General features: G+C 65.3%; 13 protein-coding genes. 9 read left to right on the forward strand and 4 right to left on the reverse strand.

Annotation, left to right across the window (positions count from 1 at the left end; genetic code table 11):
- Window positions 1–48 precede the first annotated feature (48 nt).
- The 3 genes from QZ951_RS18405 to QZ951_RS18415 all read right to left on the reverse strand — a co-directional run bounded on the left by QZ951_RS18405 (window position 49) and on the right by QZ951_RS18415 (window position 2852).
- Window positions 49–408 (reverse strand): YajD family HNH nuclease, encoded by a 360-nt coding sequence (locus QZ951_RS18405; protein WP_293003268.1) that lies wholly within the window; start codon window positions 406–408, stop codon window positions 49–51.
- Window positions 409–480: 72 nt separating this feature from the next.
- A complete protein-coding gene (locus QZ951_RS18410) occupies window positions 481–1320 on the reverse strand; it encodes an SDR family NAD(P)-dependent oxidoreductase (RefSeq protein WP_293003270.1) in 840 nt (279 codons plus the stop codon).
- A 32-nt stretch (window positions 1321–1352) separates the two neighbouring features.
- Window positions 1353–2852, reverse strand: coding sequence for an NAD(P)/FAD-dependent oxidoreductase (locus QZ951_RS18415; RefSeq protein ID WP_293003272.1), 1500 nt, complete (start codon window positions 2850–2852; stop codon window positions 1353–1355).
- Window positions 2853–3027: 175 nt separating this feature from the next.
- On the opposite strand from QZ951_RS18415, the gene QZ951_RS18420 reads away from it, so the two are divergent.
- From QZ951_RS18420 to QZ951_RS18445, 6 genes are all read left to right on the forward strand, one after another.
- A complete protein-coding gene (locus QZ951_RS18420) occupies window positions 3028–3693 on the forward strand; it encodes a TetR/AcrR family transcriptional regulator (RefSeq protein WP_293003274.1) in 666 nt (221 codons plus the stop codon).
- Between the two features lie 168 nt (window positions 3694–3861).
- Entirely contained in the window at window positions 3862–4368 is a 507-nt protein-coding gene (locus QZ951_RS18425; RefSeq protein ID WP_293003276.1) for a hypothetical protein, read from the forward strand.
- Between the two features lie 117 nt (window positions 4369–4485).
- Window positions 4486–5682 (forward strand): acetyl-CoA C-acyltransferase, encoded by a 1197-nt coding sequence (locus QZ951_RS18430; RefSeq protein ID WP_293003278.1) that lies wholly within the window; start codon window positions 4486–4488, stop codon window positions 5680–5682.
- Between the two features lie 491 nt (window positions 5683–6173).
- Window positions 6174–7598, forward strand: a complete 1425-nt coding sequence (locus QZ951_RS18435; RefSeq protein ID WP_293003280.1) for an MBOAT family O-acyltransferase — start codon at window positions 6174–6176, stop codon at window positions 7596–7598.
- On the forward strand, window positions 7585–8604 hold the full coding sequence (locus QZ951_RS18440; RefSeq protein WP_293003282.1) for a hypothetical protein: 1020 nt from the start codon (window positions 7585–7587) through the stop codon (window positions 8602–8604). Before QZ951_RS18435 ends, QZ951_RS18440 begins: the two co-directional genes overlap by 14 nt.
- 278 nt (window positions 8605–8882) lie before the next feature.
- Complete coding sequence (locus QZ951_RS18445; RefSeq protein WP_293003284.1) at window positions 8883–9632, forward strand: sialate O-acetylesterase; 750 nt, start codon at window positions 8883–8885, stop codon at window positions 9630–9632.
- 103 nt (window positions 9633–9735) lie between these two features.
- Here QZ951_RS18445 and QZ951_RS18450 read toward each other — a convergent pair whose 3' ends face one another.
- Entirely contained in the window at window positions 9736–11808 is a 2073-nt protein-coding gene (locus tag QZ951_RS18450) for a S46 family peptidase (protein ID WP_293003286.1), read from the reverse strand.
- A gap of 691 nt (window positions 11809–12499) precedes the next feature.
- Between QZ951_RS18450 and QZ951_RS18455 the strand changes: the two genes are divergently transcribed.
- The 3 genes from QZ951_RS18455 (at window position 12500) to QZ951_RS18465 (ending at window position 16398) form a co-directional block, all read left to right on the forward strand.
- Window positions 12500–14275: a methanol/ethanol family PQQ-dependent dehydrogenase gene (locus QZ951_RS18455; RefSeq protein WP_366943984.1), complete on the forward strand. Its 1776-nt coding sequence runs from the start codon at window positions 12500–12502 to the stop codon at window positions 14273–14275.
- 279 nt (window positions 14276–14554) lie between these two features.
- Window positions 14555–15646 carry a serine protease gene (locus QZ951_RS18460; RefSeq protein ID WP_293003288.1) on the forward strand — a complete coding sequence of 364 codons (1092 nt, stop codon included), beginning with the start codon at window positions 14555–14557 and terminating at the stop codon, window positions 15644–15646.
- Window positions 15647–15726: 80 nt separating this feature from the next.
- Window positions 15727–16398 (forward strand): hypothetical protein, encoded by a 672-nt coding sequence (locus QZ951_RS18465; protein ID WP_293003290.1) that lies wholly within the window; start codon window positions 15727–15729, stop codon window positions 16396–16398.
- Window positions 16399–16899 lie beyond the last annotated feature (501 nt).

A 16899-nucleotide genomic window follows, 5' to 3' on the forward strand; every position in this document is an offset into this window, starting at 1 on the left:
CGATGCCGTTGCAAGCCTCGGCTCGCGCGCTGCGGTGAGCCCCGCCGACTACTTCTTCAGCAACGACTTCAGATCGGCAAACGGATTGCCGGTCGACACCTTGTCCTTGGCGTTGCCGACCGTGGTCTTGTCGATGTAGCGCTGGTGTTCGTTGTCGTGGCAGTACAGGCACAGCAGTTCCCAGTTGCTGCCGTCCGACGGGTTGTCGTCGTGGTTGTGGTTGCGGTGGTGAACCGTCAGTTCGCGCAGGTTGGCGCGATCGAAGGTCCGGGCGCAGCGGCCACAGACCCACGGATACAGCTTCAGCGCCTGCTCGCGGTAGCCGAGTTCGCGCTGTTCGGCATTGCGCCGGGTGTCGATGATGATCTGGTCGAGTTTCGACCGGTCCGGCGTCTTGTTCGTGCTCATGGCGAACAGTCTACGCAATGAAAAAGGCCGCCACGATGGGCGGCCTCCTTCGCTTCCTGACCCGGCGAGGGTTCAGCGCATCATCCGCTTCATGTTCGACGTCACCAGCGGCTGATAGGCCGAACCGAGCATGCGCACGACCACGTCCATCGTCTTGGCGTCCGGGCCGACGACGACGCGGCGCGCGTTCTTCTCGACCGCCTTCAGGATCGTCCGCGCCGCCTTGTTGGCGGTGGTGATGTTCAGCAGCTTGTCGAACTTTTCGCGCGCGGTTTCGGCACTGACGCCCATCAGCTTCTCGACCCCGTCACCGATGCGGGCGTTGGCGTTGATCGCGGTGCGGATGCCGCCCGGATGCACGCAGGTGGCCGAGACGCCGCAGTTCATCAGGTCCAGCTCGATGCGCAGCGATTCGGTGTAGCCGCGCACCGCGAACTTGGTTGCCGAGTAGGCACCGGTGCCCGGCGTGCCGATCAGGCCGAACAGGCTCGACGTGTTGATGATGTGGCCGTCGCCGCTGGCCTTCAGGTACGGCAGGAACGCCTGGGAGCCATAGACGACGCCCCAGAAGTTGATGCCGACGATCCACTCGAAATCCTTCTGGCTGATCGTTTCCAGCGGCGAATTCAGCGCCACGCCGGCGTTGTTGAAGATCAGGTTGACGCCGCCGTGATCCTTCGCGGTCTGGTCGGCCCAGGCATAGACCGCGTCGCGGTTCGACACGTCGAGCTTCTGCGTGGTGACCTTGGCGCCTTTGTTGCGGGCCAGCGCGGCGGTTTCATCGAGCCCCGCGACATTGACGTCCGACAGGCTCAGCGCGCAGCCGCGCGACGCCAGTTCGACGGCCAGTTCGCGGCCCATCCCCGATGCCGCGCCGGTGATCGCGGCCACCTTGTTTGCAAATGATTTCATCGTCTTTCCCGTTGTTCTATGGCGTTATGTGATCAGGCAGCGACCGCCGCAGCGGCGGTTTCCAGATGGTACTGGCCAGTCTTGAAGCGGCGCGTCTTGCCCCGGTAAACGAAGGTGAAACCGGGCCACAGCGTGGTGTTCTTGCCGTTGGCGTCGACGTACCAGCTCTTGCAGCCGGAGGTCCAGACCGTCTTCGACAACTGGCCCTGGATGCCCTTGTTGAAGGTGACCTGGGCATCCGGCTTCACATCGACGGCGCGCAGGTTCTGCGCCTTCATCGTCTTCAGCGCGTCCATCACGTAGGCGACCTGCGACTCGATCATGAACACCATCGAGTTGTGGCCGAGGCCGGTGTTCGGGCCGACCAGCATGAAGAAGTTCGGGAAGCCGGCGACCGACAGGCCGAGGTAGGCCTCCGGGCCGTTCTTCCAGGCGTCGAGCAGGTCCACCCCGCCACGGCCGAACACGGCGCCGCGCGGCATCGGGTCCTGCGCCTTGAAGCCGGTGCCGTAGATGATCGCGTCGACCTTGCGCTCGACGCCGTTACTGTCGACGATCGAATTGGCCCGCACTTCGGCGATGTTGTCGGTGATGACCTCGACGTTGTCCTGTGCCAGCGCCGGGTAGTAGTCGTTCGAGATCAGGATGCGCTTGCAGCCGATCGTGTAGTCCGGCGTGACCTTGGCGCGCAGCGCCGGGTCCTTGATCTGCTTCTTGATGTGGCCGCGGGCGATGCCTTCGACCATCGACATCAGCTTCGGGTTGACCGCGAAGCCGAGCACGCGCGATTCCAGCATCCAGTAGATCGCGGTGCGATAGGCGTTCTGCAGCGCCGGGAACTTGCGGTACAGCACGCGCTCGATCTGGCCGATCTCGCGGTCCGGCTTCGGCATGATCCACGGCGCGGTGCGCTGGTACAGATCGACCCGGCCCGCCACTTTCTGGATCTGCGGCACGAACTGGATGGCGCTGGCGCCAGTGCCGATCACGGCGACCTTCTTGCCGGTCAGGTCGTAGCTGTGATCCCAGTGCGCCGAATGGAAAGCCTTGCCCTTGAACTTCTCCAGGCCCTTGACGTTCGGCATCGCAGGGTTCGACAGGCCGCCCATGCCCGAGACCAGCACGTTCCCCTTGAAGCTGCGGCCGTCTTCGGTGGTCACCGTCCAGACGGCGGCGGCTTCGTCGTAGCGCGCATTCCGGACGTTGGCACCGAACACGATGTGGCGGCGCAGGTCGTACTTGCTCGCGCACTTTTCGAGATAGGCGCGGATTTCCGGCTGGCGGGCGAACATCCGCGTCCAGTCCGGGTTAGGTTCGAACGAGAACGAATACAGGTGCGACTGCACGTCGCAGGCGCAGCCCGGATAGTGGTTGTCGCGCCAGGTGCCGCCGACGTCGCTGCCGCGTTCGAGGATCTGGAAGTCCTCGATGCCCGCCTCGCGCAGCTTGATCGCCATGCCAAGCCCGGCGAAGCCGCTGCCGATGATCAGGACCTGCTTCGCTTCAACCGGTTTGCCCGCGTCGTACGCCATCGTCGTGTTCCCCTCGTGTTTGACAATGTACGTTGTCAATCTACATTTTGACAACGAGCCATGTCAAGATGGCGCCATGACGTCTTCTTCCACTCCCGATTCGCCCGATTTGGCCTCCGCAGAATCTCGCCCGCCGGCGCCGACAGCGGCTCCGCGCCGGCGTGCCTTCAAGGGCATGGCGATGCCGGACCGTGTGGCGCAGCGCCGCGCCATGCTGCTCGCCGCCGCGCTGGAGGCCTTCGGCACCCGCGGCTACCACGCGGTCACGGTGCGCGAGATCTGCAGTGGCGCGAAGCTGACCGAGCGCTACTTCTACGAGTCGTTCAAGAGCCTCGAAGCGCTGTTCAGCGCGCTGTATCTGGACCTGAACGGCCAGCTGAAGTCGGCGACGCTGGCGGCGCTGGCAGAGGTCCAGCGCCAGTCGGCGGCGTCCGCCGGGCTCCGGGTCGAACGATTCGCCGAGGCCGCACTGCGGGTCCTGCTCGAATTCATTCGCGACGACCCGCGTCGCGCCCGGGTGATGCTGATCGACGCGGTCAGCATCAGTCATGACATCCAGCGAATCTCGACCGCCGTCACCGACGACTACCAGCAACTGACCCGCAGCTTCATCGAACTGCTGTTCCCGAACGCCCGCGCGCACGGCGTCGACATCGACATCATGGCCGCCGGGCTGCTCGGCACGAACATCCACATCGCCACGCACTGGGTGCGCGAGGGCCTGAAGACGCCATTCGAGGTGGTGCTGCGCAACAATCTGACGATCTATCAGGCCATGAGCGCGTACTGGCCGCGGCTGGCGGGGAGCACGCCTGCCCCGCTTCCGCAGACGACGCCTTGACGGCGGCTGTCGTCGATTCATCGCGCGTTCAGGTAGCGCTCAGCCTCGTGCTGACACACTCGTCGGGAACCTGGACCGACCCGCCGGAATCCAAGGCTGGGTGCCCGACGTAACGGCATCGGCAATGTTTTCGAACGGGTCCCGAACCCTGAGACTGGAGTGCTTTCGATGATGAACTTCGCCCCCCGATCCCTTTCCCGCCTGCGGCCGGCGCTGGTCGGCGGCCTTGGCATCCTGTTGCTGATGGCCGGTTGCGCATCGCCGCAGGCGCGGATCGACAAGAACCCGGACATTTTCAAGGCGCTGCCGGCCGAGCAGCAGGCGCTGATCAAGGAAGGCAAGGTCGGTATCGGCTTCGAGGAACCGGCGGTGAAGCTTGCGCTCGGCGAGCCGGACCGCATCACGCAGCGGACCGATGCCAAGGGCAAGAGCACGGTCTGGCGTTACACCCAGTACGAAGACGAATACGGCGCGCCGCTGTACACCGGCTTCTATCACCGCGGGTTCGGTTATCCTTACGGCAACTTCGGCTACCCGTACGGTGGTTTCTATCGCCCGTCCGGCGCGTTCTTTCCGTACTTCGCCGGCGCTGCAGGTCGACGCGAACGCGATCACATCCGGGTCGTGTTCGCCGACGGCAAGGTCACGGCGATCGAAGAGGAACTGAAGAAGTAAGCCGGCCGGATCATTTCGGACACACTCCGGGACAGCCCACACGTCAGCGACGCTCCGACAACGCCGCCTGATCGGCGATAATCGGCGACGCCCCTCGTCCACTACCGGAGTCATTCGATGTCAGCTGCCACCGGCCACGATTCCGTGGTCATCGTTTCGGTCGCCCGCACGCCAATGGGCGGCATGCTGGGCCTGCTGTCCTCGTTCAGCGGCGCCCAGCTCGGCGCGGTGGCGATCAAGGCGGCGGTGGAGCGGGCCGGCATCGCCCCGTCCGACGTCGACGAAGCGATTCTCGGCTGCTGCCTGATTGCTGGTCAGGGTCAGGCGCCGGCCCGCCAGGCCGTCCGCGGTGCCGGCCTTCCGGACTCGGTCGGCGCGACCCAGATTTCGAAGATGTGCGGCTCGGGCCTCAAGGCCGTGATGCTGGCCAATGACCTGATCAAGGCCGGCAGCAACACGATCATGGTTGCGGGCGGCTTCGAATCGATGACCAACGCGCCGCACCTGCTGCCGAAAGGCCGTACCGGCATCCGCTACGGTGCGGCGACGATCTACGACCACATGGCGCTGGATGGCCTGGAAGACGCCTACGAACGCGGCAAGTCGATGGGCCAGTTCGCCGAAACCTGCGCCAGCAACTACAGCTTCACGCGCGAGGAGCAGGACGCGTTCGCGGTGGCGTCGCTGGCGCGCGCCAAGCTCGCGAACGAGGACGGCAGCTTCGATTTCGAGATCACGCCGGTCGAACTGCCGGGCAAGAATGGCCCCGAACTGATTCGCCACGACGAGCAGCCGGCCAAGGGCCGTCCGGACAAGATCCCGACACTGAAGGCGGCGTTCAAGAAGGACGGCACGATCACCGCCGCCACCTCGTCGAGCATCTCGGATGGCGCGGCCGCCGTGGTGCTGATGTCCGAAGCCGAAAGCACCCGCCGCGGCCTGAAGCCGCTGGCGCGCATCCTGGGCCACACCTCGCACGCGCGCCTGCCGGGCGAGTTCGCGATTGCCCCGGTATTCGCGATCCGGAACCTGCTCGACAAGCTGGGCTGGACGGCGGCCGATGTCGACCTTTGGGAAATCAACGAAGCCTTCGCCGTGGTCACGATGGCGGCGATGAAGGATCACGGCCTGCCGCATGACAAGGTCAACATCCACGGCGGCGCCTGCGCGCTCGGCCATCCGATCGGTGCCAGCGGCGCGCGCATCCTCGCAACGCTGGTCGGCGCGCTGAAGAAGACCGGTGGCAAGCGCGGCATCGCCTCGCTGTGCATCGGCGGCGGCGAAGCGGTGGCGGTCGCGATCGAGATGATCTGATCATCGGCCCGCGGGCGGCGCGGGCTGCCCCAGACGGCTGCTTCGCGACTGCACGCCCGGTGACGGCGCGTCGTCACCGGACCGCCTGAATGGCGCGACGTTTTTACGGCGGCTCCCGGCCGGCGGCGAACGGACCAGTTCCGGACGCCGCCGGCTTTTTGTTTCGGGCGCTGCCGCCGTCATTGCGGAACGCAAATCAGGTCTGATTTCGTGCGCCAAGTCTCGCTGAGACCATTCGCTGACGAAACAAGGGCTTGTCGCTGCCCGACATCCCGACTTAACTTGCATCAACGGCCGCCAGGATCGGTAGCCGGGCACATGTCAGGGAGAGACTTATGTCGACACGGGGACGTGGGCGCCGCCTGCGCGTCAGCGTTGTGGCCGCGAATGCCGGGGAATCGGCGGGTACGCCACCACACGAAGCGCTGGAACAGGGCTTGTACGGGCGGGTGGCGCGATCAGGGCGCGAAACCGCCGGACACCCTCACGACATGCCTCCCGTCAGACTGCCGTCGATCGCCGAATCGACGTTCGAACTCCCCCGATCTGGTGCTGACAGCGCCACGCGATCGGACCTGCCGATCGCGCTGGGCCATCGGTACGGCCTGCTGGCCTTGTCGGCGGTCGCGTTGGCGCTGCTCGCCGGCTCCCCGCATATCCTCGCCTTCATTCTGCTGACCGTCGCCACGAGCCACGGCGCGCTGACGCTGACCGAGCATGCCCTGCAGCACGCCGCCGCGCCGGAGCGACTCCGGCACTGGGCGATCCGCGGCAACTGGACGATCTGGACCGTCAGCTTCGTGACCCTGGAACTGACCGGTGCCGTCGGCACGCTGACCGGCAACAGCGCCTCGCTGATCGACCAGTGGGCGGTGACGCTGGGGCTGCCGTTCTACGTGCTGTCGATGGCCGCGGTGAATGCCGACGTGCTGGGTCGGAAGATTCCGAAGCCGGAGTTCAGCCTGTATCTGCTGTACGTCACCTACTTCCCGAAATTCCTCAGCGGTCCGATCGAGCGTCCGGCGTTTCTCGCCGTGCTCGAAAACTTCCGCTTCACCATCGACTGGGCGCGCTTCGATCGCGGCGCGCGCTGGCTGCTGCTCGGTGCGTTCTACAAGTTCATCGTCGGCCGGCTGCTCGCCCGCTTCTACTTTCCGGAAGTGGCCGACGACACACTGACGCTGTCGATCGGCATCATCGCGTTCGAACTGCGCGTCTATTTCGATCTGTGCGGCTACAGCCTGATGGCCTACGGCATCAGCCTGATGCTGGGCCCGCAGCTGACGCTGAACTTCAACCATCCGTTCTTCGCCGGCAATGTCCGCGATTTCTGGCGCGCCTGGCACATCAGCCTCGGCCGCTGGTTCCATCTGTACGTCTACGAGCCGTTCCGCGCGTCCAGCGTCGGCGCGCGCTGGGCCAAGTACGCGCCGCTGTGCGTGTTCCTCGTCTCCGCCGCCTGGCATGGCATCACCCCGAACTTCTTCCTGTGGGGCCTGTTCCACGCGGGCGCTTTCCTGCTGTACGCGAATGTCCTGCGTCGCTACCAGTGGCCGAAGCTGGTCGGCTGGATGGCGTTCTTCGCCGTGCTGCTGTTCGGCCGCCTGCTGTTCATGGACGACGACCTGCCGCGCCTTCTGACCAAGTTCGGCACGCTGATCGATCCGTGGCAGTGGACCGCGATCATCGGCTCGCCGACGGAAACCATGCATCGCCTGCTGCAGCTGGCGCCGTCCGGGACTTGGCAGATGCTGATCGCCGGCATTGGTTTCGTGCTGTTCACCGAGTGGCAGAACGTGCAACGCAAGCTGCCGGCGTACTCGCTGTTCTTCGGCTGGCGCATGGTCGTGGTGATCGCCGCGATCCTACTGATGGCCAGCAACGGTTCCGAGGGGATGATCTATGCGCGCCAGTAAATCCATGATGCTGTGGCTGTTTCTGGCGCTGGCGGTGCCGGCGTCGTGTCTGCTGAAGGGCACCGTCAACGACGCGGTGAATGCCCGCTTCATCGAAACGCTGGCAGCGTCCCGCGCCCAGCTCGATACCCGGATGAACCCGGCCGATGGCCCGCGCATCCTGCTGGCGGGAGGGTCCAACGCCATCAGCAGCTTCGATTCCGATGCCATCTCGCGTCGCACCGGCCTGCCGGTCTACAACCTCGGCGTGCTCGGTGAAGGCCTCGACGTCCAGAACCTGTTCGATGTCGTCGAGGCCCGCGCCCGCCCCGGCGACCACGTGGTGATTTCGGCGCTGAGCCTGCTCAGCCACCGCGAATCCACCCCCGAGAGCGATCGGGTGACCTTCGCCAGCGGGACCTGGCGCGTGCCGTCGCACCGGATTTCGTTGCCAACGCCGCTCGGCACCCTGAATCTGTCCGTGATGCAGTTGTTCGACAATGTGACGCTGGTTCGCAGCCTGTCGAACTACCGCCAATGGCAGTCGTTGTCGTCGCCGATCGAAGTGCTCGCCACGGCCGGCAGCCAACAGGATCACAGCGTCCGCCTCGCCGGCAACCGCTCGGTAATCGTCAACCATCAGGGCGACTGGATCGACTGCACGACCTCGACCAATGCCAAGCCGCTCGACTTCGACCCGAAGCTGCTGGCCCGATCCCGCGATTTCCACGCGATGGCGACGGCCTTCGCCGCGCGGATGACCGAGCGCGGCGTGAAGGCACAGTTCATGCTGCCGACGGTGCTGATCCGCGAGCGCGACCGCAGCCGCTGGGAAGCCCAGATTGGCGACCTGAAGCAGGAACTGCACATGCTGTCGTTCATCGACAATGATCGCGAGTGGCAGTTGAAGAGCGACAGCACGCAGTTCTGCGACACCAACGCCCACCTGCTCAGGACCCATGCCGTGCGCAACAGCGAGCCGATCATCAACGCCATCAATGGTGACCACGCGCTGGTGAGCCGATGACCGAAGCGCAGGGCCGGCAACGTCGTCACCCAGTCGGTTCCCGCCGTGCGCCGGCGGCGGCCATCGTCCTGCTGTGCGCAGCGAGCCTGCCCGGCTGCGGCGGCGGTCCGCAGACGGCAGCGGGTTCGCCGGTGCCGCCCATCTCGAACGGCCCGCCGCCGACACCATTACCGGGTCCATCGCCTGCGCCGGCACCCGTCCCGGGCCCAGCACCGGGGCCGGGGCCGGGGCCGTCACCTCCGCCGACACCGCCGCCAGCGCCACCACCGCGGCTCGCGGTGATCGGCACCACGGCCGATGGCTACAACGAAGTGCGCTGCGCGGATCTCGTCGCCGTGCGGCCGATCGTGTTCCTCGCGTTCGGCCAGTCGATCGCCTCGAACGCAAACGAGCGAGCGTACAGACCAACTCACGCTGCCTACACCATTGATCGAGGACGCTGCTACGAGGCACGCGATCCGATGCTGGGAGCCGACGGTCTAGGGGGCAGCATGTGGTCGTTCCTGGCCGATGCCTTGCCGGTCGACGCGATGCCGTACACGGCCTTCGTCACGATCGGCGTGGGCGGCAGCAGCATCGCCCAGTGGGATGTCGGCGGCAGCCTCAACCCGCGCCTGACGTCAGCCGTGCAGGCGACGCGCAACGCCGGCTTTGAGTTCTCGTACGTCCTGTGGCATCAGGGCTCTGCCGACCGCGGCAGCACCGTGGAGGCTTATCAGACGCGGTTTCGCAGCATGATCCGATCGGTTGCCCCGTACGGCCTGCTGCCCGGCAGCGCGCCGGGCCAGACCAAGGTGCTGATCGCCGTCCACACCCGCTGCGGCAGCGAGCAGGACATGACGCTGGCGATGGCGCAGCGTGGCCTCGTCGATCCGCCGAACGGCTTTTTCGCCGGAGCGGATACCGACACCCTGGGCCCCAGTGTCCGCTTCGACGGCTGCCATCTCGCCACCAGTGGCCAGATGATGGCGGCCGATCTGTGGCGCCAGCGGATCGAGAGCGCGGCGGCGTATCCGTCGCCGCGCTGATCGCCGATCACGAGCGACAAGGCGGTTCCGCCCGGTCGGAGCGGCCCGCCTCGCATCGAGGCCAAGCGTCGGGACGCCGAGCGGCGTCCCGACGGTGCGTGCTTCAGCGCTTCTGCGCGCCGCGCAGTTCCTTCAGCACGCGCTCGGCGCCGTACACCTTGTCGAGTGCTTCCAGCAGGATGCCGCTGTGCACGGCCACCGTGCGATTGTTGCGTTCGTCGAACCAGTAGGCTCCGCCCAGCGAGCGGATGTTGCCGTCGAACACCAGACCGACGATTTCGCCGTTGCGGTTGATCATCGGCGACCCGGAATTGCCGCCGATGATGTCGTTGGTGCTGACGAAGTTGAAGCGCTGGGTCGGGCTCAACTTGTCCTTCGCTGCCAGCCAGCTGTCCGCCAGCTTGAACGGCTCGTAGCCGGTGTGATGCGCGAACGCGCCGGCGACATCGGTGAACGGCGCGACCGGCTTGCCCTTCTCGGTCCAGCCCTGAACTTCGCCGTACGACAGGCGCAGCGTGAACGTGGCATCCGGATAGGTGCCGGTGCCGTCCTTGGCGAAGGCCGCAGCCGAAATCTTCTCGGCATTCTTCGCAGTGACGGCATCAACCTCGCTCTCGTAACGCTTGCGCAAGGCCCGCGCTGCCGGATCGATCGCGGCGACCAACTGGATGAACGGATCGGAGGACTGGGCGATCGCGTCGGCACCGCCGGCCCACAGCGCCTTGCGCACGGCGACATCGCCGAGCTTCGTGTCGCGCACCAGCCGCTCGGCGAGCTGCTCGGGTGATTCCTTGGCGAACAACTGGCGCACATTCGGGTCATCGGTACCCAGATATTCGCGAAGCTTGGTCAACGACCAGGCGAGCTTGGTGCGCTCGTAGTCCGGGGTGATCGGCGCGGTCGAGAACAGGCGCTGTTCGGCTGCCGGCAGCGCCGATTCGGTGAACTCGCGCAGACGGTCGCCATTCGGCTTCGCGCGTTCCGCCGCGCCCCGCACCAGCGCGCGGGCGATGCCGAAATAGTCGGACTGGAAGCCGGTTCCGAGTTCGATCATCCGGTGCGGCCAGTAGATGTTGCGCAGCACGGTTTCGGCCTTGGCGATCTCGTCCCAGGCATTCGCGGTGTCGGCAGCCAGCTTCGGATCCTTCGACACGTAGTCGCGCAGAGCCGTTTCCTGCCGACGCTTGAAGGCGAACACTTCCGGATCCTGCAACGCTTCCAGCTGACCCTTGCGCGCCTTGATCGAGTTTTCGACGCCGAACAGATCGCTTTGCGCCACCCGCGCCTGCTCGCTGCCCTGCGATCGGTACTGGGTCAGCAGCCCGCGCAGCTCCGAACTCAGGAACAGCCGCTGCGGCTGCGCCAGATCGCGCTGGGTCTCGAGCTGGGCAATCGTCAGCAGACGCTGGGTCGTACCCGGATGACCGACCGTCATCACCAGTTCACCTGCCTCGGCGCCGTTCGCGCTGAACGGCAGGAAATCCTTGACCTTGGCCGGCTTGCCGTCCTCGTAGGCGCGCAGCAGGCCGAGATCGAGGTCGTAACGCGGAAAATTGAAGTTGTCCGGGTCGCCACCGAAGAAGGCCATGGCCAGTTCCGGGGCAAACACGAGACGCACATCCTGATAGCGCCGGTACTTGTACAGGTGGTACTGGCCACCGTGATACAGGTCGACGATGTCGCAGCGCGTCGTCGCCTTGTCCTTGCCGACGCACTCGGCTTCCAGACGCGACTGCTCGGCCTTCTGCGCCTTCGAATAGGCCTCGCCGTCGAGCCCGGCAGTCGCCTTGCGGACGTTGGCGGTGACGTCCTTGATCTCGTCGAGCCGGTTCAGCTCGATCTCCGGGCAGCGCTGCTCGTCCGCCGGCTGCCTGGCATTGAAGCCCTTCTTGATGTAGTCGCTGCTCGCGCTCGACAGCTGCTGGATGCAGGCGTTGACACAGTGATGGTTGGTCATCACCAGCCCATCGGGCGACACGAACGAGCCCGAGCAACCGCCGGCGAGTCGGACCGCGGACTTCTGCACATGTGTCACCCAGGCCGGCGTCGGCGAAAAGCCGTAGCGCGCCTGCATCTGCTTGATCGGCAGGTTGTCCATCGTCCACATGCCTTCCGCAGCCTGCGCAGTGCCGGCCGCCAGCAACAGCGCGGCGGCCACTCCTCTTATGTTGTACATGCGATCCCCGTCATGAATGGAAAGCCCCGGCGCGATCGACGGCGGGCCGGATCGGCTCCGGTACCTCGGTCGTCGGCCGGGGCCGATGACGGAATATTGCACGGCCTCGCGGCAATTCGGCAGCAATCGGCGCACAACGGCCGGAAAACGCCAGTTTTGGCGCCCTGCAAGGCGCGTCCAGCGTGCCGATGACAGCAGAATCCGCGATTCGGTGGCGGGATCGGCAGGCACGTCGGCGTCGGCTTGAACCCGGTCCGCAGCTGGCCCAGGTGTCAGCCTTCCGTCGCTTGAACGCCGCCGTCTGGAGCCATCGGAAACAGGTGGGTCAAAACTGCGCCAGCCCCGTCAATATCAACATTTAATTGTGCAATTGCAGCAATTGAATCCGGGGCAACAGCACTGATTTTGTTGATGTTTATGCGATTCCGGGAATCTTGCCCGGAGTGGCACGGCTGTTGCTGACAAGCCTGCGGGTTCGGTTATTGACGGCAACACGGCGAAGCGGTTGGTCGCGGAGTCGATTCAAGCTGCACCATTCCGCGGGTCGGGTCATCGGCACGCGGAGTCAGAAGAAAGATGCGCCGGATGCGATATCGCCATGCGTTCCGAGTGTAATCGAACAGCTACAACCGTAATTTCCTAAATGCGGAGGAGAAACAAGATGAATTTACGCTACAAGGCTGGCATCACCATGGCGGCGTTTGCCCTCGTCGCAGCGCCCGGCGTTCACGCCGACGCCGCGCTCGACAAGGCACTTGCCAATTCGGGCAACTGGGCAGCGCAGGCTGGCGATGAATACAACCAGCGCTACAGCAAGCTGAGCCAGATCACCGACAAGAACGTCAACAAGTTGCAGGTGGCGTGGACCTTCTCGACCGGCGTGCTGCGCGGCCACGAAGGCTCGCCGCTCGTCATCGACGGCGTCATGTACATCCACTCGCCTTTCCCGAACAAGGTGTTCGCGGTCGATCTGGATACGCAGAAGATTCTCTGGAAGTACGAGCCGAAGCAGGACCCGGCCGTGATTCCGCAGATGTGCTGCGACACCGTCAACCGTGGCCTCGCTTTCGGCGACGGCAAGATCCTGCTGCAGCAGGCTGACACCAACCTCATCGCGCTCGACGCCAAGACCGGCAAGCTGGTCTGGAGCGTCAAGAATGGTGATCCGAAGCTCGGCGCCGTCAACTCGAACGCCCCGCACGTGTTCAAGGACAAGGTCGTCACCGGCATTTCCGGCGGCGAGTGGGGCGTTCGCGGCTTCCTCGCGGCCTACAATCTGAAGGACGGCACGCTGGCCTGGAAGGGCTACAGCGTCGGTCCGGATGCCGAAATGCTGATCGAGCCGGGCAAGACCACGACCTGGGAAGATGGCAAGGTCACGCCGGTCAAGAAGGACTCCTCGCTGTCGACCTGGAAGGGCGACCAGTGGAAGATCGGCGGTGGCACGACCTGGGGCTGGTACAGCTACGATCGCGCGCTGAACCAGGTGTTCTACGGCACCGGCAACCCGTCGACCTGGAACCCGTCGCAGCGTCCGGGCGACAACAAGTGGTCGATGTCGATCTGGTCGCGTGACCTGGATACCGGCAAGGTTAAGTGGGTCTATCAGATGACGCCGTTCGACGAGTGGGATTTCGACGGCATCAACGAAATGATCCTTGCCGACATCAACGTCAAGGGCAAGCCGACCAAGGCGCTCGTGCATTTCGATCGCAATGGTTTCGGCTACACGCTGGACCGTACCAACGGCGCGCTGCTCGTCGCCGAGAAGTATGACCCGGCCGTGAACTGGGCCACGCACGTCGACATGAAGACGGGCCGTCCGCAGGTCGTCGCCAAGTACTCCACCGCGCAGAACGGTCCGGACGTCAACACCAAGGGCATCTGCCCGGCGGCGTTGGGTTCGAAGGACCAGCAGCCGGCGGCGTTCAACCCGAAGACCGGCCTGTTCTACATCCCGACGAACCACGTCTGCATGGACTATGAGCCGTTCGCCGTCGACTACACCGCCGGTCAGCCGTATGTCGGCGCGACCCTCGCGATGTACCCGGCCCCGAACAGCCATGGCGGCATGGGCAACTTCACGGTGTGGGATGCTGGCGCGGGCAAGATCGTCTGGTCGAAGCCGGAGAAGTTCTCGGTCTGGTCGGGCGCGCTGACCACGGCGGGCGACGTGCTGTTCTACGGCACGCTGGAAGGCTACCTGAAGGCTGTCAGCCTGAAGGATGGCAAGGAGCTTTGGAAGTTCAAGACTCCGTCCGGCATCATCGGCAACGTGTTCAGCTACATGCACAAGGGCAAGCAGTATGTCGGCGTGTACTCGGGCATCGGCGGCTGGGCCGGCATCGGCATGGCGGCTGGCCTCGAGAAGGACTCCGATGGTCTGGGCGCGGTCGGCGGCTACAAGGACCTCGCTTCGTACACGGAACTGGGCGGCTCGCTGACGGTGTTCGCGCTGAGCGAATAAGGTTCGCGCTCGCAAGAGCCGACTCGTAGCAGCTGTTCGCTGGATGTGGCACCACTGACGCAAGTTGGTGGTGCCACTTTTTTTGGCCGCAGGCCTGGGCACAGCGCCCTGCCCTGCCGCCGGGTCGTCGACGATGCCGCGTTGTGCGGCACGCCGCAGAAGCGCGACGATCGCTGCTTTCTCTTGAATCCTTGCCGTGTCGCGCCACGCGATGCGGCGGCCGTGCCGAATGGATGGCATGGCATTCCCCGAATTCATCGTCCTTGACTGGTCCTTCCGATGCCTGATCCTGACGCATCCCCGCTCGTGCGCCGCGCGGCAGCGCTGGCCGCCACGATCACGCTTGCCGCGGCCCTGCTGTGTCCGCTGCTGCCGACGCGCGCCTCGGAAATAGACCGGGAGCTGTTCAATCCGATCATCGGCAGCATCGTCAAGGTCGAGGTCACGACCGAATCCGGCGCCTATTCCCTCGGCAGCGCGCTGTCGGTCGCGCCGGGAATCTTCGCGACCAGTTGCCACGTCACCGCGCAGGCGGCATCGATCACGATGATCTATCAGGGCCTGCGCTGGCGCGCGACGCGACAGCGGGCCAACACCGAGCGCGACCTGTGCCTGCTGCGCGTGCCGGGGCTCGACGATGTCCAGCCGCTCGCACGGCGCAGCTCACGCGATCTGCATGTGGAAGACGATGTCGCCGCGCTCGGCTACACCTTCGGCCAGGGCCTGTCGGTGCAGGGCGGCACCGTTCGCTCACTGCATGCCGTGGCGGGCGGCGTGGTGATCCAGAGCGCCACATACTTCAACTCCGGCGCCAGTGGCGGCGGCCTGTTCACGCTCGACGGGCGACTGGCCGGCATCCTGACCTTCCGGCTGAAGGGCGCGGAGGCCTACTACTTTTCGATCCCGGCAGACTGGATCGACGAGGAACTCGCGCGCAGCGACGCGTTCCTGCCGATCGGCGTGCTCGACGGGCCTCGCCCGTTCTGGGCGCAACCACCGGAAAAGCTTCCGTTTTTCATGCGGGCATCGACACTGGAAGCGCGCGGCCTGTGGACGGAACTGGCCGAGCTGACGCGAGACTGGGCCGATGCCGAACCGCGCAGTGCCGAGCCCTGGTTCATGCGCGGACAGGCGCTGACACGACTCGATCAGGGCGACGCCGCGCTCGACGCGTATCGTCACGCGATCACGCTGCAACCGGACGATGCTCAGGCCTGGTTCGAACTCGGCAAGCTGCAGCTGTCACGCGGACAGGCGGACGATGTCCGTCAGACGCTGACGACCCTCGGCAAGCTCGATGTCGAGCTGGCGATGAAGCTGGCATCGTCCGAACGGTCGGCCGCGAAGCCGACAGTCGAATCCAAGCCCTGATGTCTGCCCGCAGGCCTCGGTCAGCGGTCGTGCGGCAACCAGGGATACTGATGAACAACAAATGGCTCTGTGGAGGAGCGATGAACAACGTGCTGAAAGGTTTTGCGCTGTCGCTGGCGATGGGTTCCGCAGTGCTGTCGGCGGCGATGGCCGGTGACGAGATCTCCGTGGCCGAGAAGCGCATCTTTCTCGATGACCATCTGAAGTCAATCGCGAAGGCGGCGCAGATCGAGTACGACTATCAGCAGAGCGGCAAGCCCGATCAGACCTTCGCGGACAAGGTGAAAGTGATCATCGGCGCTGGCGCCAAGACCGAGCGCAAGATCTCGGTCGATTACCTGAGCGGCCCGAACAAGGTGGAATTGCCGACGATCGAAGGCGGCACCGCCAATCCGGTGATCCTGTACTTCCTCGAGAAGGACATCCGCGACATGCACGGCATCCTCGGCGGACAGCAGGCCTACTTCCGCAAGCGCATTCGCCTCGCATTGGCCGAATCGGCGAAAGTCACGCCGGTGACGGTGACCTACCGCGGCAAGCCGGTCTCCGCGAACGAAATCCGCATCGAACCGTATGCCAATGATCCGCTGAAGGATCGTTTCGGCGTCTACACGCGTAAGGTCTATGTCTTCACGGTGTCGGATGCCGTGCCCGGCGGCGTCTACGAACTGCATACCGACGTGCCGACGACCACGCCGCCGGCGACGCCGGTGCTGAAGACGGCGCTGAAGCTTCACGACGCGCCAGCTTGATCGCGACACCTCGCCCCGGAACGCGCCTGCCTGCATCGTTGCGGCAGGCGCTTTTCGCCGAGCGTCATCCGGCAACGCGATGGGCGAACCTGGCCCGGCAACCGCAACGGCGCCATTGACGCCGCCGCGTTGAAGCGGCTGTTGCGGAGCTTCCGCGCTGAATCCGGCGGGCCACACTGGTGGGTCAGGATCGAAACACCACCGCGGCAGCGCCCGGGCCGGGCCTTCAGATGCAGCGCCAAATCATTGTTTTTGAAACGGTAGTTTTGGTTCTCGTGCTGGCACGCGAACTGCGTTGACGGTTGCGCCGCGCGCCTCCCTGCGCGGATGTCAACGACTGACGAGCGCGCCCCGTGACCGCTTTCGACCGCCAACCCGCACGCGTGATCCCACTGCCGATGCTGCAGCGGCATCGATGTGATCGGGTGCATGCCGGCATCGGGGCGCGACCGTGAGGCGCGGTCGCCGGCGGTCCACGCCGCGCCTGCCGCAAGCGACGCT

The organism is Nevskia sp., from assembly GCF_021732705.1.
GTDB lineage: Bacteria > Pseudomonadota > Gammaproteobacteria > Nevskiales > Nevskiaceae > Nevskia.